18 protein-coding genes are annotated in these 19,190 nt (G+C 72.4%); 13 read left to right on the top strand and 5 right to left on the bottom strand.

All coding sequences use genetic code 11. The features are described 5' to 3' along the window. The first annotated feature begins 4 nt into the window (after window positions 1–4). Complete coding sequence (locus SM450_RS04765; RefSeq protein ID WP_474618443.1) at window positions 5–1,024, top strand: hypothetical protein; 1,020 nt, start codon at window positions 5–7, stop codon at window positions 1,022–1,024. Window positions 1,025–1,068: 44 nt separating this feature from the next. Then, window positions 1,069–2,238 (top strand): hypothetical protein, encoded by a 1,170-nt coding sequence (locus tag SM450_RS04760; RefSeq protein ID WP_474618442.1) that lies wholly within the window; start codon window positions 1,069–1,071, stop codon window positions 2,236–2,238. 13 nt (window positions 2,239–2,251) lie between these two features. On the opposite strand, the gene SM450_RS04755 is transcribed toward SM450_RS04760, so the two are convergent. Further along, complete coding sequence (locus tag SM450_RS04755; protein WP_474618441.1) at window positions 2,252–4,375, bottom strand: AAA family ATPase; 2,124 nt, start codon at window positions 4,373–4,375, stop codon at window positions 2,252–2,254. 304 nt (window positions 4,376–4,679) lie between these two features. Here SM450_RS04755 and SM450_RS04750 point away from each other — a divergent pair, with 304 nt between their 5' ends. From SM450_RS04750 to SM450_RS04715, 8 genes are all read left to right on the top strand, one after another. Then, the gene (locus SM450_RS04750; protein WP_474618440.1) at window positions 4,680–6,458 is read left to right on the top strand and encodes a RyR domain-containing protein; all 1,779 of its coding nucleotides are present in this window, start codon (window positions 4,680–4,682) and stop codon (window positions 6,456–6,458) included. Next, window positions 6,455–6,970, top strand: a complete 516-nt coding sequence (locus SM450_RS04745; protein ID WP_474618439.1) for a hypothetical protein — start codon at window positions 6,455–6,457, stop codon at window positions 6,968–6,970. The genes SM450_RS04750 and SM450_RS04745 overlap by 4 nt, the downstream gene beginning before the upstream one ends. Window positions 6,971–7,037: 67 nt before the next feature. Beyond that, window positions 7,038–7,595 carry an RNA polymerase sigma factor gene (locus tag SM450_RS04740; RefSeq protein ID WP_474619013.1) on the top strand — a complete coding sequence of 186 codons (558 nt, stop codon included), beginning with the start codon at window positions 7,038–7,040 and terminating at the stop codon, window positions 7,593–7,595. Then, window positions 7,592–8,395: a hypothetical protein gene (locus tag SM450_RS04735; protein ID WP_474618438.1), complete on the top strand. Its 804-nt coding sequence runs from the start codon at window positions 7,592–7,594 to the stop codon at window positions 8,393–8,395. Before SM450_RS04740 ends, SM450_RS04735 begins: the two co-directional genes overlap by 4 nt. A gap of 37 nt (window positions 8,396–8,432) precedes the next feature. After that, window positions 8,433–9,233: an ABC transporter ATP-binding protein gene (locus SM450_RS04730; RefSeq protein WP_474619012.1), complete on the top strand. Its 801-nt coding sequence runs from the start codon at window positions 8,433–8,435 to the stop codon at window positions 9,231–9,233. Continuing rightward, the gene (locus SM450_RS04725; protein ID WP_474618437.1) at window positions 9,230–10,567 is read left to right on the top strand and encodes a hypothetical protein; all 1,338 of its coding nucleotides are present in this window, start codon (window positions 9,230–9,232) and stop codon (window positions 10,565–10,567) included. The genes SM450_RS04730 and SM450_RS04725 overlap by 4 nt, the downstream gene beginning before the upstream one ends. Next, a complete protein-coding gene (locus tag SM450_RS04720) occupies window positions 10,564–11,154 on the top strand; it encodes a hypothetical protein (RefSeq protein WP_474618436.1) in 591 nt (196 codons plus the stop codon). The genes SM450_RS04725 and SM450_RS04720 overlap by 4 nt, the downstream gene beginning before the upstream one ends. An 87-nt stretch (window positions 11,155–11,241) precedes the next feature. Next, window positions 11,242–12,624 carry an FAD-dependent oxidoreductase gene (locus SM450_RS04715; RefSeq protein WP_474618435.1) on the top strand — a complete coding sequence of 461 codons (1,383 nt, stop codon included), beginning with the start codon at window positions 11,242–11,244 and terminating at the stop codon, window positions 12,622–12,624. 13 nt (window positions 12,625–12,637) lie between these two features. Here the strand turns inward: SM450_RS04715 and SM450_RS04710 are convergent, their stop codons facing one another. From SM450_RS04710 to SM450_RS04695, 4 genes are read right to left on the bottom strand one after another with little or no spacing between them, the layout of a single operon-like run. After that, window positions 12,638–13,192, bottom strand: a complete 555-nt coding sequence (locus SM450_RS04710; RefSeq protein ID WP_474618434.1) for a GTP-binding protein — start codon at window positions 13,190–13,192, stop codon at window positions 12,638–12,640. A 14-nt stretch (window positions 13,193–13,206) separates the two neighbouring features. After that, window positions 13,207–13,566 (bottom strand): DUF742 domain-containing protein, encoded by a 360-nt coding sequence (locus tag SM450_RS04705; RefSeq protein ID WP_474618433.1) that lies wholly within the window; start codon window positions 13,564–13,566, stop codon window positions 13,207–13,209. Continuing rightward, window positions 13,559–13,990, bottom strand: a complete 432-nt coding sequence (locus SM450_RS04700) for a roadblock/LC7 domain-containing protein (RefSeq protein ID WP_474618432.1) — start codon at window positions 13,988–13,990, stop codon at window positions 13,559–13,561. Before SM450_RS04700 ends, SM450_RS04705 begins: the two co-directional genes overlap by 8 nt. Continuing rightward, the gene (locus SM450_RS04695) at window positions 13,987–16,302 is read right to left on the bottom strand and encodes a sensor histidine kinase (RefSeq protein WP_474618431.1); all 2,316 of its coding nucleotides are present in this window, start codon (window positions 16,300–16,302) and stop codon (window positions 13,987–13,989) included. Before SM450_RS04695 ends, SM450_RS04700 begins: the two co-directional genes overlap by 4 nt. A 498-nt stretch (window positions 16,303–16,800) precedes the next feature. On the opposite strand from SM450_RS04695, the gene SM450_RS04690 reads away from it, so the two are divergent. The 3 genes from SM450_RS04690 to SM450_RS04680 all read left to right on the top strand — a co-directional run bounded on the left by SM450_RS04690 (window position 16,801) and on the right by SM450_RS04680 (window position 19,146). Next, the gene (locus tag SM450_RS04690; RefSeq protein ID WP_474618430.1) at window positions 16,801–17,334 is read left to right on the top strand and encodes a SigE family RNA polymerase sigma factor; all 534 of its coding nucleotides are present in this window, start codon (window positions 16,801–16,803) and stop codon (window positions 17,332–17,334) included. Continuing rightward, window positions 17,321–18,562: a hypothetical protein gene (locus SM450_RS04685; RefSeq protein ID WP_474618429.1), complete on the top strand. Its 1,242-nt coding sequence runs from the start codon at window positions 17,321–17,323 to the stop codon at window positions 18,560–18,562. Before SM450_RS04690 ends, SM450_RS04685 begins: the two co-directional genes overlap by 14 nt. Window positions 18,563–18,711: 149 nt before the next feature. Next, the gene (locus tag SM450_RS04680; RefSeq protein ID WP_474618428.1) at window positions 18,712–19,146 is read left to right on the top strand and encodes an NUDIX hydrolase; all 435 of its coding nucleotides are present in this window, start codon (window positions 18,712–18,714) and stop codon (window positions 19,144–19,146) included. The last annotated feature ends 44 nt before the right edge of the window (window positions 19,147–19,190 follow it).

Genomic DNA, 19,190 nt, shown 5'->3' with positions numbered 1-19,190 from the left:
CCAGGTGACCGTTCCGGAGCCACGCGTCGCCCTGCACGAGGAGTCCGCCGAGCAGGACGTCCCCGGGTTTCGCAAGAAGCGGGACCTGTGTCGGGAGGTGCTGCTCGCCGACTCCGGCATCTACCACGTCGCGCACTACACCTCAGGCGTCCTCGACTTCGCCCTGGACCGGCTGGCGCACGGGTCGGCCCCGCCGCAGGACGGCGACGACCTGGCCGAGCGCCGCGACAACCACCGTCGGGTCGGCGCGCAACTGGTATACCGGGCGACCGAACTCAATCGGCGGCTGTGGGAGTTGCAGACCGGGGCGCTGATCCGGCTTGTCGCGCAGACCGCCACCGGCCTCGTCTTCTGCAACTCGGTGGTCGGCAGCGAACACGTGGTCGGCTTCGGCGCCGCGCCGGTCGCCCCGGCCGTCACCGGCGTCACGCCTGTCGACCCGGCGCAGTTCGAGGCGATCGACCGCGCCGCGTCCGGGCTCGCCACCGACCTGCGTCGGCTGATGCGGCAACGCTCCCAGAATCCCGGCGGCTGGCTCACCGACACGACAGGCCCGGGCCAGCAGGCCGCCGACGGCCAAGTCCAACCCCGCGCGACCGGTTCCGCCGACCCCGACGGTGTGCTCGCCGCGGCCCTGCGGCCGGCCGGGCTGCACTACCTCAGCCAGCACCGGGCCGGGGAGCAGGTGGCCGCCGCCGACATCCTGGCGCACCCCGAGCTGGCACCGTTCTTCAACCGGGGCGTCACCGTGGCCGACCGGCGCAGCCGCTACCAGCGGCTCGCGGCCGACCTGTCCCTCCTGGTGTTGCAGATCAGCCGGGACCTGCGCCGGGCCGTCGACGGTGACGTCGCGCGCCTGGTGCTCGACGTGGAGATGGGCGCCGTCTACTACAGCCGCCTCACCCCGGGCGACTACCTGTTCGGTGTCACCCTCGACCAGGACATGGTCAGCCAGGCCGATCACGCGTTGTGGACGGTGGGGCGCCGGCTCGTCGAGCCCGCCGCCGGGCCGGCTGGCCGATAGGCTCCGATGGACCACTCGGCGTCGTACCCGCCCGGAGGGTGGCTGTGAGACCTCTGGCGCGATCGGCGGCCGTGGTGGCCGCCGGATTGTCCGGCCTGCTGCTGGCCTGGGCCGGACACGTCCGCGGGCTGGAAGAGTCGCCGACCTACCTGATGCTCGCGGCGATCCTGCTGGGTGTCGGGCTGATCGGCAGCACCCGCGACCTCAGCCTCGCCGACGTGCGCGCGCACCTGTCCACAGTGTTGCTCGCCGTCACCGTCGGGGTGGTTCTCAAGGCGGCCCTCATCGCCGCCGTGATGTACCTGGCCTTCCGCGATCCGGCGGTGCTGGTGCTCGGCGTGGCCGTCGCGCAGATCGACCCGCTGGCGGTCGCCGCCATGAGCCGCCCGGACCGGACGTCCCCCCGCGCCCGTGCCATCCTGTCCGTCTGGGCGTCCTTCGACGACCCGGTGACGGTGCTGCTCACGATCTATGTCTCCGCGGTCGCGCTGGAGTTGCGCGGCGATGTCGCCGCCACCGCACCGGGCATGCTCGGCAACGATCCGCTCGACCTCGTCCTCGGTCTCGTCCTCAATCTGGCGTTCGTCGCCGTCGCCTGGCTCCTGTGGCGTCTCCTGCTGGCCGCCGGCCTCCGCCCGGACGCGCCGGTGAGCGCGCGCCGACATGCCGTGCTGCGGTGGACCGCGGTCGGCCTGCTGATCGTGCTCGTGCTCGTCGCCGCCGGGCAGTTCCTCATGCTCGGCCTCGCGCTGGCCGGGCTCTTCTTCCGGCCGCGCCTGGGCCCCGTCGTCGGCCGGTCCACCCAGGCCGCCTACCTCGTCGCCACCTTCCTGCTCGGCATGCTGCTCGTGCGGGGGGTCCACCTGGTCGAAGGGGTGGTGCTCGGCCTCGCCGCGGTGGCCGCGCACCTGCTCGTGTCGCTGCCGCTGTCCCGCAACCTGCCGACCGCCGACCGGCGGTATCTGGCCTGGGGGCAGCAGAACGGGCTGACCGCGGTGATCCTCGCCCTCGTGCTGGAACGCAACTTCCCGGGCACGGTGGGCGTCGTCGCCACCGCCATCGTCGTGATCAACGTGGTGCACGCCCTCGCCACCGTGATGCTCGACCGCGCCCGGCCCGCCGCCGACACCGAGGAGCCGGCGCCCGCCGACCCGGTCACGCTGCCCCGGATGCGGGAGGACCCGGCCGCCGGCTCGCTCGAACCGGAACGGTGACGGAAGCGGGCCGTCAGCGCGCCACCATCAGGTGCCGGACCCGCCCGCTCAACCCGTCGAACAGCGACCGCGCCTCCGACCATCGGGGCGACCGGTCCGGCGGCTCCGCCGCGCCGTCCGCCTCGCCCAGGTCGCCGAGCACGTCGAGCTGGAACAACGGCAGGAACTCGGCGAGCCCGTCGTAGGTCTCGCAGAGCCGGTCCAACCGCTCCGGATCGGTCGCCTGCGGATCTCGTCGGTGACTGTCGTACCACTGCGCGACCCCGTCGCGGAACGCCTCGACCAGCCGGCGCAGCATCATCGACGTGCCCAACGCCCGCTGCACGTCCCGGGACCGCAGCCGGGCCCGGAGCGACGCCCCGCCCTCGTCGGCGGTCGCGCCGCGCCGCAGGGCGAAGGCGTCGCTGAGCTGCCGGTCGACGCCGGTGAGCTGGTCCAGCGCCCCCACCGCCTCCACGAACACCTGGGCCACCCGGCCGGGCAGCTCCGGCGCGCCCGGCGCCGCCGCCGGACCCGGTGCGACCCCGCCCACGACCGCCCGTGGCCCGCCCAACTCGCCCCGCAGCTCGTCCAACTGGTATGAAAGCTGCTCGATGGAGCGCTGGGTGTTGCTCTGCTGCCGGTGGATGCGCTCGACCCGCTGCCGCACCGACGTCATCGCGTCCGCGCCGACCACCTGTTCCAACCGGCGCATCGACGCCTTGACGCTGCCGGAGAGATCCTCGGCGAACGTCTGCGGGTCGTAGACGATCGGCTCCACGCTGAACGTCGCGGCGAGCTCCGCCGCCAGCTCGGCGGGCAGGTGCCCGACCACGACCAGGATCGCCTCGCTGTCGGGCACCGTGGCTCGGATGGCCACCACCCGCCGGTGCAGCTCGTCGACCTCCTCGGCCTTGAGGATCGACTCGGACAGCAGCACCCCGCACCCGGCGTCCTGCTCGTCGAGTGGGATCCAGAAGTCGACAGGCAGGTCCCGCACCGATCCGAGCAGATGGTCCCGCTGGTATGACCAGCCGTCCTGGGTCAGCACCCGTCGCACGGTGGCGGCCACGTCCTGCCGGCTGGCCAGGTCGAACTGGACCCGTACCGCCTCGCGGACCATGACGTGGGTGACAGGCGTGCCCGCCTGCGCCGCCCGCTGGTAGAGGTCGTAGCAGAGACGGATCACCCGACGCGGCACCCCGTCGGCCAGGTTCGTCAGGTAGTCCACGGTCTCCGGGGTGAACGGCGCCAGGCGGGCCTGCCCGGACGTGCGTGCCTGACTCTGCCGGATGAACTCCTCGACATCGGCGACGCTGAGCGCCGACATCCGCACGATCGGCCCGATCCGTTGCCGCACCTCGGGGGTGAGCAGATGCAGCAGGTCGGGCAGCCCGGAGAGCACGAGCAACGCCCCGGACGACGCGAAGGCGCCGATCAGCGCCGCCAACCGGGCCATCGCCTCGTCGCCGGGCCGACCCGCCAGGAGGTTGTGCAACTCGTCGAGGACCAGGACGAAGCGTCTTCGCCGCCGCGCGTGCAGCACCGCGAGCACCGCCATCGTCTCGACCGCGGCGGCCTCCACGTCGGTGCGTGTCGTGACCCCGGCCGCCACCAGGGCCGGCCCCGGCGGGTAGCCGGTCAACCAGTCCCACGCCGCCGCCTCGGTGGCCGGCTCCAGCAGCATCGCCAGCACGATGCCGAACGAGGGATCCGCGGTGACGTCGGCCAACTCCGCGCGTAACCGCTCGGCGAGCGCACCGGCCGCCGGCCCGTCCCCGTCGGCGGCCTGCCGCTGCGCGACGAGGTCGCGGACGGCCTCCCGGGACAGCCGGCCCAGGAACTGTCGGCTCACCGCACGGAACGTGTCGGCCGGGGCGTCGAGATAGATCGCACCGCCGACGGGCTCACCGGCCGCCCGGGTGCGGGCCAGCAGTTCGACCGCCAGATGCGTCTTGCCGGTGCCGTAGTCACCGAGCACGGCGATGGTCGCGCTCGCACCCGTCCGGAGGTAGTTCTCCAGGTGCCCGACCGCGTCCCGGATGGCCGCTGTGACCACCGTGGGGCCCGCCACGCCGTCCTCGCTGACCCGGGCGACGGCCGTGGGGGAGAACGGATTGACCGCACCAGCCGCAGGCGGACTTGCGTGTGCGTCCATCTTCCTGATCCTCCGGTAGCTCCGGTCTGGGCGCCAGATAATCCCGTAACCGGAGGCCGGCTCCGCGCGTGTGCCACCTCCGGCCCGTCTTCGAATGGTAGCCGTCCGTAGCCACCGCAGCGGACCCTCGCCGCCCGTCGGTTCGGGTTCACCTGCGAAAAGAGCCGTTCGGGCAGGTGCGGTGGACCCCTGCCTGATCGACTTCGTCCAATACGATAAGGCCCATGGTGGCAACCAGGTGGCCGCGACGCCGAACCGTGATCCTCGTCCGCTGCCACCGCCCGCCCGGTCCGCGAGCCGTTCCATGACCGAGCCCGGTGCGGGCTCCTCCCGCCCCACCGGCTGGTGGCTGCGAGCGGTGTTCGCGGTCGTCGGCGTCGTCGCCTTCGTGCTCGGCTACCTCGGCTTCGAACGGCTGCTGCTGGACCGGCCGGAAACCGCACACGACCTGACCGACGTGATCTACTACGACCTGCAACTGTTCGTCCTCGGCGCGGAGCCCTTCCAGGAGTCCGGCCCCTACCCGTGGCAACTCCAGGTCGCCCGCTTCGTCGCCCCGCTGTTCACCCTGCTCGCCGTCGCCGAGGCCGGCCGCCTGCTCCTGGCCGCCGAGATCCGTCGCATCCGCGCCCGGCGGGCCCGCGAGCACGTCCTCGTCTGCGGCGACTCCCAGTTCGCCCGGATGCTCGCCGACCGGCTCTTCGCCGACGGCGAACGGGTGGTCGTGGTGCGCTCCGTTCCCTTCGGGCCGCTGGAATACCGGCAGCGCCGATATCTCGGGGTGGTCGGCGACCCCACCAGCCCCGAGGTGCTCCGCGGCGCCGGCCTGCCCCGCGCGAACACCATCTACGCCTGCACCGACGACGACGACCGCAACCACGCCGTCGCGAACACGGCCAGCCGGCTGATCCAGGACCGCCGGCAGCCGCCCCGGGTCTACGTCCAGGTCCGCGACCCGGAGATGTGCCTGTCCCTCCAGGCCAGGCGCCTCGGCGCGGCCGGGTCCAGCCGGCTGCGGCTTGACTACTTCCACGTCGACGACGTCGCCGCCCGCGCCCTGCACCGCCATCACCCCCTGCCCGCCGCGCCGGACCGGCCGACCCGGGTCCTCATCGCCGGCGGCGGCGCCTTCCGCCGGGCCCTGCTTGTGGAGACCGCCCGACACTGGCGTACGCGCGGTGGCGCCACGGCGCCGCTGCGGGTCGACCTCGTCGCCCCCGACGCCGGCGTCGAACTCGCCCTCGCCGCCTCCCGTTACCCGTTCCTGAGCGCCGCCTGCGACGTCGTCGCGCACGACCTGGACCTGGACGGCCTGGCCGGGTCGGGCCGCCTGGACGACGGCTACGACCGCATCTACATCTGTACGCCGGACGAGCGGGTCGGGCTCCAGTTCGTCCTGGACACCCCCGCCCTCTGGCAGGCGGCGCGCGGCGAGGTGTTCGTGCCCGTCTACCGCCAGGCGGCGCTCGCCGCCGCGTTCCACGGCGACTCGCGGCACGACCTGCTCGACGAGGTGCACGGCAAACTCCGCCTCTATCCCGTGCTGACCCGCGCCTGCGACGCCCGGCTGATCGCCGAGGACCTCACCGAACGGCTGGCCCGGCAGATCCACGACCGCTATCTGCGGGCCCATCGTGGCCCGGGAGCCCGGCCCGGTCCGGCCGCCGCGATGGTGGACTGGGCCCGGCTGCCGGAGTCCCTGCGGCGGGCCAACCGCGCCCACGTCCAGGACATCGCCGCCAAGCTGCTGAACCTCGGCTGCGTCGTGGCGCCCCGGCGCGGTGGCGCCGGTGACGCGTCCGCCGAGCAGGCCATCGAGGACCGGATCGACGTCCTGGCCCGGCTCGAACACGAGCGCTGGTGCCGGGAACGCGCGGGTGAGGGCTGGGCGTACGGTGAGCCCCGTGACGACACCCGACGGCGGCACCCCGCGCTGCGGCCCTGGGACGAGTTGACCCCCGACGTGCAGGAGAAGAACCGCCAGGAGATCCGGGCCCTGCCCGACGTGCTCTCCGACAGCGGGTTCGAGCTGATCCGGCTGACCGCCACCGTGCCCACCCAGTCCCGGGGCCCCGGCCGGTGACCTCCGGCCGCCCACCGGTGCGGGTCGGCGTCACCGGGCACATCAACCTGACCGCCGCCACCGAGCGGCTCGTCGCCGACGCGCTTCGGGTCGAGTTGCGCCGGATCAGCGCCCGGCCGGTGCACGGCGTCACCTGCCTGGCGCCCGGCGCCGACCAGCTCTTCACCTGGGCCGTGCTCGCCGGCGGCGGCACCTATGACGTGGTCCTGCCCGCCCTCGACTACCGGGACGCGACGATCCCGCCGGAGAAGCGCGCCGACTTCGACGACCTGCTGGCGCGCGCGGAGCACGTGTTCCACACCGGCCACGTCCGCTCGGACACCTCGGCGTACGCCGCCGCCAACCGGGACCTGCTGCGCCGGGTGCAGCGGTTGGTGGCGGTCTGGGACGGCGAGACCGGCTGCCACGGGGCGTCTACCGACCGGACCGTCGGCTGGGCCCGGCAACTCGGTATCCCGGTCACCGTGGTGTGGCCGCCCGGCGCGCGCCGCCGGGCGGGTCAGCCGGAGTGACGGTCGTCACACCGGAGCGGGACCCCGGCGCGACGGTCCCGTCGTCTTACCCGGTGTGAGAACCGGCATGGAGGCGGCCGACGAGGGTGAACTCGTCCGTCGCGTGGCCCGTGGAGATCGACGGGCGTTCGACGAGCTCTACCGGCGTACCGCGCCCTGGCTGGAAGTGCGCCTGCGTCGCCGGTGCACCGACCCCGATGTGGTCGCCGAGGTGTTGCAGGACACCTACCTCGCGGTATGGCGGGCGGCGGGCAGCTTCGCCGGCGCCCAGGTCAGGGGCAGCGGCGGGGCACAGGGCAGCGCGGTGGGCTGGCTGTGGACCATCGCCGCCCACCGCCTTGTCGACGCGTTCCGCCGTCGGGCGCGCCTGGCGCAGGTGCCACCGGTGCCGCTCATGCCGAGCACGTCGCCGGCCGCGGAGGACGAGGTGATGGCGGCCCGGATCGGCCAGGAGCTGGAGCAGGCGCTGCTCGTGCTGCCGCCCGAGGTCCGGGCCGCCCTGCGGGCCACGGTCCTCGACGGCCTCTCGCCGCGCGAGGCGTCGGTGCTGCTGGGCGTGCCGGAGAACACCGTCAAGTCCCGCGTACGCCGAGCCCGGATCGCCCTACGGGAGGCGCTGTCATGAACACCCATCCCAGCCTGACCCAGATCGACCGCTACGCCGCCGGCGATCCCGGCCTTGACGAGCCGGGCCTCTGGGCGATCGAGGTGCACCTGGAGGACTGCGCCGACTGCCGGGCCCGGCTCGCCGGCAGCACCACCGTGGAGAGCCGGGCCCTGATCGAGCGGGTGGCGACGGTCCTGGACCGGGAGATCGCGACGGCGCCTGCTCCGGCCGCGCGCGGCTGGTCTGGGCCGGTGCTGCGGCACCGCTGGTTCGTCGGCACGCTCCTGCCGTGGCTGGCCGTGACCGCCGCGGCACTGGCCTGCGCCGCGCTGCTCGGCGTGCTCTGGACCGGGCTGCCCTCGCTGGTGCTGCTGATCGCGCCGCTGGCTCCGCTGCCGGGTGTGGTGGTCGCATGGAATCGTCGGGCCGACCCGGCCTGGGAACTGATCGCCGCCACTCCCACCGCCGGCCTGACGATGCTGCTGCGGCGTACGGCTGCGGTGTTGGCCATCGTCGTTCCCGCGCTCGCCCTGGCCGGCGCCGGCGCCGGCGTGTCGTTGGCCCTGATGTTGCTGCCCGGCCTGGCGTTCGCCGCCGCCGCGCTGCTGCTGGGCACGCTCGTCGGGGTACGCCGGGCCGCGATCGGCCTGATGGCGACCTGGACGGCCGTGGTGATCGCACCCAGCCTGGCCGCCGCCCGGATGCCTGTGGTGCTGGCGGCGGAGAGCGTGCGCGTCTGGGCGCTTGCCACGGCACTGCTGACCGTCATGGCTCTCCTCCGGGTCAACGGATTCCGGCGCCTCGCCCACCACGACTGACCACCCGAGATCGCGATCCCTGAAGGAGATCATGACGATGCGCGCCGTGAGCGCGGTCGAGACGACCGCCACCACCCATCCCTGGGCGATCCACGCGGAGGAGCTACGGGTCCGGGCCGGACGACATCTGGCCGTCAACGGTCTCGATCTGGCCCTGACCACAGGCGTGCACGGCCTGCTCGGCCCGAACGGCGCCGGAAAGACCACGCTGATGCGCGCCCTGGCCACCGTCCTGACCCCGGCCGGCGGGCGGTTGACGCTGCTCGGGCAGCCAGTCGACGGCCGCGCCGACCTGCGAGCGGTCCGCCGCAACCTGGGCTACCTGCCGCAGCACTTCGGCTACTACCCGCGGTTCACGGTGCGCGAGTTCGTCGGCTACATGGCCTGGCTGAAGGAGATGCCGAAGGCCGGTGTCCCGGCGGCGGTGCAGCGGGCCATCGACCGGGTCGGGCTGACCGCCAAGGCCGACGCCCGGCTGAAGACGCTCTCCGGTGGCATGCTGCGCCGGGCCGGCATCGCCCAGGCCATCGTCAACGATCCCCGGCTCCTGCTGCTCGACGAGCCGACCGTCGGCCTCGACCCGGAACAGCGCCTCGAATTCCGCGAGCTGCTGCGTGACCTCGGCACCGACAGTTGCGTGCTGGTCTCCACCCACCTGGTCGAGGACGTGGCAGCGGCGTGCACCGACGTCGTCCTGGTCCACGAGGGTCGCCTGGTGTGGCAGGGCACGCCCGAGGCGCTGAGCGCGCAGGGCGACCAGGGTCACGCCGGCGACAGCCCGGCCGAGCGGGGCTACTCCGCGCTCCTGCGCCGGCACCGCGCGGAGGCCACCCGATGAGCATCCTGAGACTCGAACTGCGCCGCTCCGCCGCGCTCGGCGCGGCGCTGATCACGGTGGTGATCGGGGTCGGCGCGCTCTACACGGCGACCGGCCGGTGGTCGGGTGGCTGGATGTCGCTGACCCTGACCATCCGGGAATACCTGCTCCTGATGTGGCCGCTGGCCCTCGCCGCGGGGGCCTGGCAGGGCCGCCGGGAGCACCGGGCGAAGGTCGGCGAACTGTTCGCGACCACCGCCCGGCCCCGCGCCGCGCGGATGCTGCCGGTTCTCGGCGCGATGGCCCTCACCCTCGCGCTCGCCTACCTGCTGGTGACCGCGGCGGGCATCGTCGGGATCGTCACCACCGCCTCGTACCGGCCCCTGCTGACGTTCGCCGTCGCCACCGGCGTCGGTGCGCTGTCCCTGGTCGCCGCGGTGTGGCTCGGGCTGGGGATCGGGCGGATGCTGCCCGCCCTGGTGACCGCCCCGGCGCTTGGGGTGGCAGGTGTGCTGCTCGTCTTCTTCAGCGCCGTCGGGCCCCCGGATCGGCTGGCCGCGGCGATCTCCCCGGTCCACGGCTCGGGCCGGTTCCACGACTACCAGACGATCGACAACCGGGTCAGCGGCGCGCTCGCGATCTGGTTGACCGGGCTCGCCGTCACCGGCCTGCTGCTGTTCGTCGCCGGCGGCTGGCGTGCCCGGGCGGCGGCGGTGGTGCCGGTGGCGCTCGGGCTCCTCGCGGCGACCGCGGTCGTACCCCGCGATCCGGACGTGCTCAACTGGCCCGTCGACCCGGTCGCCCGGGAGCTTGTCTGCACCGAGGACACCCCGACGGTCTGCGTCAGCCGGGTCCACGCCAACGTGCTCGACCCCCTGACCCCGCTGGCCCGGGAGGGCCTGGCGGCGCTTGCGAAACTGCCGGACGCGCCGACCGCGGTGCACGAGGACACCCGCGCGATCGGCTACGACGACGCCTGGCCCGCGCCCCGGACCGACGTCGTCACGATCGAGATCCGGATCGACGCGCGTGGCGGGCTCGCCCACCCGGCCGCCGTGGTCAACGAGGTGGTCAGGGGGCTGGGAGTCGGGTACGACGGGCAGTGCCGCAACCGCGACGACGTGGTCGAACGCGCGGCGGCCTCCTGGCTCCTGGGGCGCGAGCCGCGGTCCGACGTCGGACTGGTGCCCGGGATGATCGAGGAGGATCCCGGGATCAACCCCGAGGCGGTCGCCCTGTGGCAGGGGTTGCGTGAACTGCCCGACGGCGAGGCGCTGGCGCGGGTCACGGCGGTCCGGGACGCGCTGCGGGCCTGCCAGGACCCAAGCGGAATGCTGTCCCGGAGTGCCGGGTGAGCGGGACGCTCCTCTACCTGCGGTCGCGACGCGTACCCGTGGCCCTGGCCACGGCCCTCGGCGGCGCGGTCACGGTCTGGACGCTCCGGCTGGCCTTCGCCAAGGAGCGGGACGCCGCACCGATGGTGGTCGTCATGTCCGTCCTGCTGATGGTCGCGGCGCTCGCGCCCACCCTCGCCGGACCCGACGAGAACCTGGACCGGACCGCCTCGATGCGCTGGCCCTGGCGGCGCGCGGCGCACCTGCTCGCCGGCCTGCTCGTCGTCCTTCTGCCCCTGCTCGCCACGCTGCACACCGGCGCCCGGTTCGGGCCGGCGACGCTTGTGGTCCGGGACGCCGCCGGCCTGCTCGGGCTGACCGCGCTCGGTGCGACGGCGCTCGGCGCCGCCCGATCGTGGATCCTGCCGCTTGCCTGGACCACCATCGCGGCCGTCTACCCGCAGGGCGGCACCTGGGGAGCGACCGCGACGTGGCAGGGCCAGCCACCCGACAGCCGGGTCGCCACGCTGACGGCCGTGGTGCTCGCCGTCGGTGGGCTTGTCGCCTACTCGATCGCCGGCCCGGCACGCAGGGACCCGGCCGAGTAGCCGGGGGCCGCCATCACGTCTCCGGCATGACGCCGATCACACAGTTACGGACCGTCGGCGCAGACGTGGTGTGCCACGATCTCTAAAGTGGACGGACGGAACAACAGCAGACATGTCGTCGTGATCGGTGCGAGCGTGGCGGGGTTGCTTGCCGCACGGGCTCTGAGCGAGGCGTACGGGCAGGTGACCGTGATCGAGCGGGACAACCTGCCGGCACAGCCGGTCCCACGTCGGGGTGTTCCGCAGAGCCGTCAGCTCCACGTGCTACTCGCCAGGGGTGCCGAGATCCTGGCCGAACTCTTCGACGGCATCCACGACGAACTGGTCGCGGCGGGCGCTCTGCGGCTCGACCCCCAGTTGGACAGCACATATGTGCTCGACGGCCGGGCTGTCGTGGCGGCTCCTTCCGGCCTCACCATGCTCGGGGTGAGCCGGCCGGTGGTGGAGCACACTGTCCGCCGGCGCGTGGAACGGCTCCCGAACGTCACCATCCGATCGGGTGTCGAGGTGACGGGATTGCGCGGCGGGCGGGGCGGCACGGCGGTGACCGGGGTGCGGACCACGAGCGGCGACAGCCCGGAGCTGGCCGCCGACCTCGTGGTCGACGCCGGGGGGCGAGGCTCGCGGGCGCTGCCGTGGCTGCGTGACCTCGGGGTCGCCGAACCCGACAGCTCACGTGTCGACGTCGACGTCGTCTACGCCTCCCGCACCTACCGTTGGCGGGCCGGCCACCTCGGTGGCCGGCAGGGTCTGCTGATCGTGCCGATGCCCGGCATCCCCCGGGGTGGTGCGGCGGTGCGGGTCGAGGGTGACAGGTGGGCGGTCGCGCTCTTCGGCATGTCCGGCGACGCCCCGCCGTCCGACGAGGCGGGTTTCCTGGAGTTCGCCGACTCGTTGCCGTCGCCCGCCCTCGCCGAGCTTCTGCGTCGGGCGGAGCCGCTCGACGCGCCGGTCAGAATGAGATACCCGTCAAGCGTGCGCCGGCACTTCGAGCGGCAACGGCAGCACGTCGGCGGCTTCGTCGTGTTCGGTGACGCGCTGTGCAGCTTCAACCCGACGTACGGCCAGGGCATGAGCGTCGCGGCGATGGAAGCGTTGATCCTCCGCGACCTGACCGTGGCGGGAGCGGAGAAGCTACCAGACCGGTTCTACCGGCGGGCCGCCCGCGTCATCGACGGGGCGTGGACCCTGGCGGTCGGCGGCGACCTGCGATTCCCCGAGATCGAGGGCCGCCGCACCGTGGCGGATCGGGTGCTGGCCCGCTACCTGGACCGCTATCGGCTGGCCGCGACCGTCGACGCGGGGTTGGCCACGGACTTCCTGAAGGTGGCGCACATGTCGGCGCCGGCGACCACCATCGTCTCGCCCGGACATCTCATCCGGGTCATCCGCGGCGCTCGTCGTGCGGTGCCGGCGGCGCCGCAACCGCCGCTCCGGCACCGAGGGGCGCCCGGGGGCGCCCCTCGGTGATCCGCCGCCGCGCTCAGACACCGGCCGGCAGCGCGGACAGGGCGTGCTGGACCAGCCGGATCAGCGCCTGCTTGGTGGAGTGGCGATCCCGCGCGTCGCACCACACGATCGGGACGACCGGCTGCAGTTCCAACGCGGAGCGGATCTCTTCCTCGGTGTAGAGGCATTCGCCGAAGAATCGATTGACGGCGGCGACGAAGGGAATGCCCCGCCGTTCGAAGTAGTCGATGGCGGCGAAGCTCTGGTCCAACCTCCTGGTGTCCACAAGCACCAGGGCGCCGATGGCGCCCTCCGCCAGTTCGTCCCACATGAACCAGAACCGGTCCTGCCCGGGAGTGCCGAACAGGTAGAGGACGACGTCGGGCGTGATGGTGATGCGTCCGAAGTCCAGGGCGACAGTCGTCTGACTCTTGTGGTCGACGCCTGTGACGTCATCGACGCCGATGCTCGCCTGGGTGAGGACTTCCTCCGTGGTCAGCGGCGCGATCTCGCTGACCGACCCGACGAAGGTGGTCTTGCCGGTGCCGAACCCGCCCGCCACCACCAGCTTGACCGATGTGCGATTCACGATGAATCCTTCGATTAGAGCCGGCGCAGGCCGGCAAGCACTGTCTCGAGCAGTTGGCGATCGGCGACCGGCTGTTGCGCGGGAGACCCGATCCGGAGGAACCGCTCCTCCACCAGCACGTCGACAACCACCTTGACGATGGTGAGTGGCCGATTCAGGTAGGCGCCGATCTCGGCTATGGACATCCAGTTCTCGCACCGGTCGATGATCTGCCGGTATTCCGGATCCAGGCGCGAGGGGTCGGCCGGCAAGGCGATGACCTGGGTTGCCAGATCCAGGCTGCTGTTACGTGGCCTGGTCCGACCGCCCACCAGAACGTACAGCGGGACGAGCCCTTCCTCCCCCAGGCCATCGTCCGCACGTCCGTCAGCCATCGCCCGCACCCAGCGGCCCGGTCGCTGTAGCCGGGATTCGCGTGTCGGTGCCGAGATAGTCGCCGATCCGCTTCACCAGGCGGCTCATCTCGTAGGCGACGGTGCCCATGTCGACACGCTGGTCGCAGACCACGGCCAGGCGGGCGTTCGCGCCTGCGGACGCGACGAACAGGGTGTGGTCACCATATTCCGTGATGACCTGTTGGACCGTACCGCTGTGGAGGTGCCGTCCCATGCCGGCGGCGACGCTGTGCAACGACGAGGCGCCGGCGGCCAGGATCTCCGCCTGGTCGCGTGGCAGGTCGTTCGACCGCTGGATGGTCAACCCGTCGGTCGACAGCACCAGGACGTGCAGGACATCGGTGACCTTCACCAGGTCGTTCAACATCCAGCTCAGGTCGCGCTGCTCGGTCGAGTTGCTCACGGTTCCCTCCAGTGATCTGCTGGCGTGCCATCTGACGACGCCTGGTCTTCGGACTGCTGCCCGGCGGCCCAGGCCTGTTGGTATCGCGTGAACCGGTCCCGTGCGTCCTCGGGCGACCGGAGAGCCCGTGGCGAGTCCGGCGGTGTGGGGGCGGTCGGGGACTCTCGCAGCCCGGCGGCGAGGTGTTGCTGCGGAGCCCTGCGCGGCAGTGGCGGCCGGGCGGCGGCCGGACCGCCGGCAGCTCCCCGGGGACCGGAAGGCTGTCGTTGTCGGGAGGGGTCGGGTCTGCCCTCCCGAGCGGCGGGCCGTGGAAGCTCCTCGGTCTCGGCGAGAATCGCCTGAGCCGAAGCGTGCGGCGACGCTATGGCCGGGGAGGTCCGGGGCGCCGGGGCGGGCGGGAACCCGTCCCACGTCCCGGCGTTCGCCCGCGAGGCCCCGACGGTCGCGAGGGGCTGCTCGGCGGTGGCGTTCTCCTCGACGATCAGCCGCTGGGGCAGAAGCACCACCGCCAGCAACCCGCCGTACGCCGACTCGCGGAGGGTCACCTGGATGCCGTACCGCTTGGCCAACTCGGTGACCACGTGCAGACCGATCTGGGCGCCGTCCTTGAGCGTCGTCACGTCGGGTGCGGGGGCGGTCTTGAGGAGGTGGTTGACCTGCTCCAACGCCTCCGGCCGCATGCCGACCCCGGAGTCCTCGATCTCCACGACGACGCCCCGGCTGACGCGGTTTGCCGTGACCTGCACCGGGTTGGTGGGCGAGCTGAACGCCAACGCATTGTCCAGCAGTTCCGCCAGCAGGTGGATGGTGCCGGCGACCGCGGAGCCGACGATTGCCACGTCCGGCGCGGACCGAAGGGCGATCCGCTGGTACTGCTGCGCTTCGGCGGACGCCGCAAGCAGCACCCGCCGCACCGGCACCGGGTTCTGGAAGCGTCGGCCGATCTGCCCACCGGTGAGGATCAGGAGATTCTCCAGGAACCGTCGGGCCTGGGTCATCTGGTGGCTGATGTCGAACAGCTCACTCAGGAGCTTCTCGTCGCCGACCCGGTCCTGCGCGGTCTCGATGACTTTCAGGCCCCGTTGCAGCGGGCGCTGAGGTCGGCGTGCGATGCCCATCAGCATCGCGAGACCTGCGGTACGGGTCTTCGCCTCATTGACCGCGGCGGCGCCCGCGGCGCCCAGGGACCGATTGATGACGGCCGCCAACCGGCCGATCTCGTCGTTTCCGTAGTCTCCGCCGAACGACAGTTCCTTCTGCGGATCCACCTCCTCATGCTGGCGTAGCCGTTCCAGGATCTCGGGAAGCCGCTGGTCCACCATGGCCGCGGCGTCCTCACCCAGCTTGGTCAGGCGGACCGGCATCTCGCGTGACTGCCGCCATGCCCAGCAGATGGCGGCCACCGAGATCGAGAGCGCCAGCAGGCTCGCGAGGGACGCGACGAGCAGCTTGTCGTTGCTGGACCGTACGGCCCGGGCCGACGTCTCATCCGCCTGTGCCACGGTGGCGTCGGTCAGTTGGTCCGAGATCTGGCGGGTAAGCGCGTCCCACTGCGACTTCGTGGCGGAAAGACTACGGGGGACGCCCGCACTCCAGACGCCGCCCGTGATGATCGTCTGCTCGGCGTTCACCAGCTCGCGCCACGACTCGCTCGTCGTCAGGACCCTGAGTTGTTCGGCCGCGCGGGGAAGCAGGTGCGGTGTGACCATTTCCAGGCTGGCGTGATAGGACCCCACGAGGCTCACGAAGTCGAGGTAGCGCTGCTGCCCGAGGGCGCGGGTGCCGAACGCGCCATCGATCACCGAAGCCGCTCTCGACATCTCGTCACTCGCCTGGAACACCATCGTCGCGGTGATGCCACCCTGGCTCGCCGTCACGTCGGGCACCACCCGGGCCTGCGTGTCGAAAAGGGTGGTCGCGGCGTCGAGCAGGTCGTTGTAGAAGCCGAAGGCGCTCTCGCCGTCGATGGACCGGGAGTCGACCGTGCCGCGGACGGCCGGCAGCCGGTCCAGATGCTCCGTCAGCGTCTGCCAGCGCGAGACGATGGAGTCAGGGGCGTTGCCGAGCGCCCCGCTCGCTACGGCGCGCAGCGCCGTCAACTCCTTGTCGGTGACTTCCCGTTGGGCGGCGAGGCCCCGCAGGCCATCCGATCGCTGAGCCAGGTAGGAGACGCTGAGCCGCCGCTCCTGCATGATCGAGGTCAGGGCTGAGACCGCCGGGATCGAGACGCTCCGCACCGAGTCGGCGACCAGCCGGGTGTAGGCGCCCTGGACGACGAGGTAGCTGGACGCCACGAGCCACAGGACGACCACGACGACACTGGGAACCAGGACGAGGCGGATGATGTGGCGTCTGATGGAGGTCGGGCGTCCGGGGCGCTGCGTCGGTGCCCCGGACGGGTTTCCCGGTGCCGATTGAGGCAGTTCGACGGCATGGTCAGCCGATGAGGGCGGCAATTCTCATTCCAATCAGAGGATTCGATGAATCTGGCGGGGTGAGTCGCCACGATTGGCGCCGAGACCGGGCAGCTCTTCCCAGCCCCGGGCCGTCCACAATGGATGCTAGCGTGACTCGGGCGATCCGGATGACCCGTGAACGGCGGTCCGCGTCACAGCGGAACTGCCGGCCGCTGACCTTTTCGCCACGCTCGCCCCGGCCCGGTCAACCACCGTAGAACAACGTGGGGCACTGGCGCTGACCCGAGAGCACCCGGGCCCGCCGGCGGACAACCTCAGCGGATTACCTCCCACGCCGTGCAACTTCCCGGCGGGCCTCCTCCGTTCTATCTCCGTCACGAGGAGGCAGTCGACGTGAGAGCCGAAGACGAGCAAGCGTTCCGCGAGTTCGTGACGTCACAGATGGCGTCGCTGCGGAAGCTGGCGTACATGACCTGCGGGGACTGGCACACGGCGGAGGACGCCGTGGCCAACGCGCTGGTCAAGCTCTATCCCCGCTGGCGAAAGCTGGAACGGCCCGATCTGTACGCCAAAACCATGGTCTACCGGGCCGCGGTCGACGAGACCCGCCGCCCCTGGCGGCGTGAGCGGTCGGCCGGCGACGCCATGCCCGACGTCGCGCTCCGGGACGCGACCGGTACGACCGACGAGCGGATGCGCCTACGGGCGGCGCTCGACGCCGTGCCGGCCCGGCAACGGGCCGCGGTGGTGCTCCGGCACTACCTGGATCTGAGCCTGGAGGACACCGCCCGCGTCCTGGACTGCACGGTGGGCACGGCCAAGAGTCAGGTCTCCCGTGGCCTGGCGAAGCTGCGCGAGTCGCTCGGCGGCGAACACGTCAATCTCACCGGGAAGCCGATGGAGGAGTGGACAAATGCAGTTGCGTGATCTCGTGGACGCCGTGACGGACGACGAGCCGCCGATGACCCGTACCGCTGACGACATCATCGCGGCCGGGCGGCGGGCCGAACGGTGTCGCCGGGCCGGGTTCGCCTCGGCCGGGGCGGCCGGCCTCGTCGCGGTTGCGGTCACCGGCGCGTTCATGCTGCCGTCCCTGGTCGGCGAGCGGAACACCTCGGCCACGCCGGCCCCGGCCGGCGCGGCGACGCTCAAGGCCACCGACGCCGGCTGGCCCGACGCCGCGCCGTTCGTCTTCACCTTCCGCGGGTACGACGCCGGCACGCTGCACGTGCAGAACCCGATGGTGGCGTCCACCGGTTACCAGATCGCCTCCGTCTACTCCGACAACCACACCTCGAACGACAAGCCGGTCACGGCGGACAAGGCCGAGGCACGGGGCGACGTCTTCGGGCGGACGAAGAAGGACACCGGCGGGAAGCCGTCCCTGTGGGCGTACCTGACCGTCTACCGACCTGGCGTTTTCGACCCGGACGGGATCAGAGGCGGTCGGAAGATCACCGTGGCCGGGCACAAGGCCGTGCGGGCGACGCTGCCGGTCGGCCTCGACCCGAGCAACCCGCTGGACCCGGGCAACAAGCTGTTCGCCTGGGAGTACGCGCCAAACGCCTGGGCGGCGGTCACCTCGGTCTCCGGCGACGACGCCACGCCGAGCTTCGACGACCTGGGCGGTCTGGTCGGCGGTCTGCGGCCCGGCACGCCGACGCCGGCCCTGGTGCCGTTCACGGTGAGTTACGTGCCGGACGGCTACGCGCCGCTCCAGACCGGCACGCACGCCATGCCCGGCCTCAGCGGCATCGCCGCGGCCCGCGCCGGTGACTACGGCGGCGCGACGTACACCAGGCCGGCCCTGCCCGCCTCGGGCCTGACCGCGCCGTACGACGAGGACGACGACACCATCAGGGACGGCTTCCACATCTTCGTCACGCCGAGCGCCAGCGCCAACCAGTCACCCGAGCCGGGCGTGACGAAGTGCTACCCCGCGTCCGACCACCGACTCCGGGACGGCGGCGCCGGGATCGGCGGCTTCTGCAACATCTGGAGCGCCGACGGCAAGGTCGTCCTCCAGGTCAGTGCCGCGGGCCTCGGCAACAAGCTGCTGCGGACCGAGCTGGAGAAGATCGCCAAGGGGATCACGGTCGCCGACGTCGGGGACGAGTCGACCTGGACCGCCGCCGCGGACGCCCTGCGGCCGTAGCGGGCAGCGGAGGCTGGCACCCGCACCAGCGGAGCGAAGACGGCGCGGGCGGTGCCGGCGCCTCGACAGGTGCCGGCACCGCCCGCCTGTGGTCGACTCGGGTGTCCGGGCCGCGATCAGCCGCACCGGGATCGACAGGAGGTGGCGGCGTGCCCGAGAAGGTGACGACCACGAAGGTGCTCTGCTACGTGGTGCGGGAAGGCCGGCTGCTCGTCTTCCGGCACACCGACGTCAGCTTCGAGGAGGTGGGCATCCAGGTCCCCGGCGGCAGCGTCCGCCCTGGTGAGGAGCCGGCCGACGCGGCGCTGCGCGAGGCCCGCGAAGAGACCGGACTGACCGACCTCACCGTCGTGCGCAAGCTGGGTGAGGTCGAGTACGACATCAGCCCGCACCGCTTCGAGATCCAGCGCCGGCACGTCTTCGAGCTGGCGCTGCACGGGCCGGCGCCCGAGCGGTGGGCGAGCCGGGAGGACCACGACGGCGAGCAGGAGCCCACCCGGTTCGAGTGCTTCTGGATACCGCTGCGGGCCGCGCACGTCCTGCAGTCCGGCCAGGGCGCCCTGGTGGGCCGGTTGTTCGACTGACCGGGAATCGCGGTGGCGGCGTACGCGGCGGTGGGCAACAGAGC

This window comes from Micromonospora marincola (genome assembly GCF_056150385.1).
This window is presented reverse-complemented; position numbering and strand designations above follow the sequence as displayed.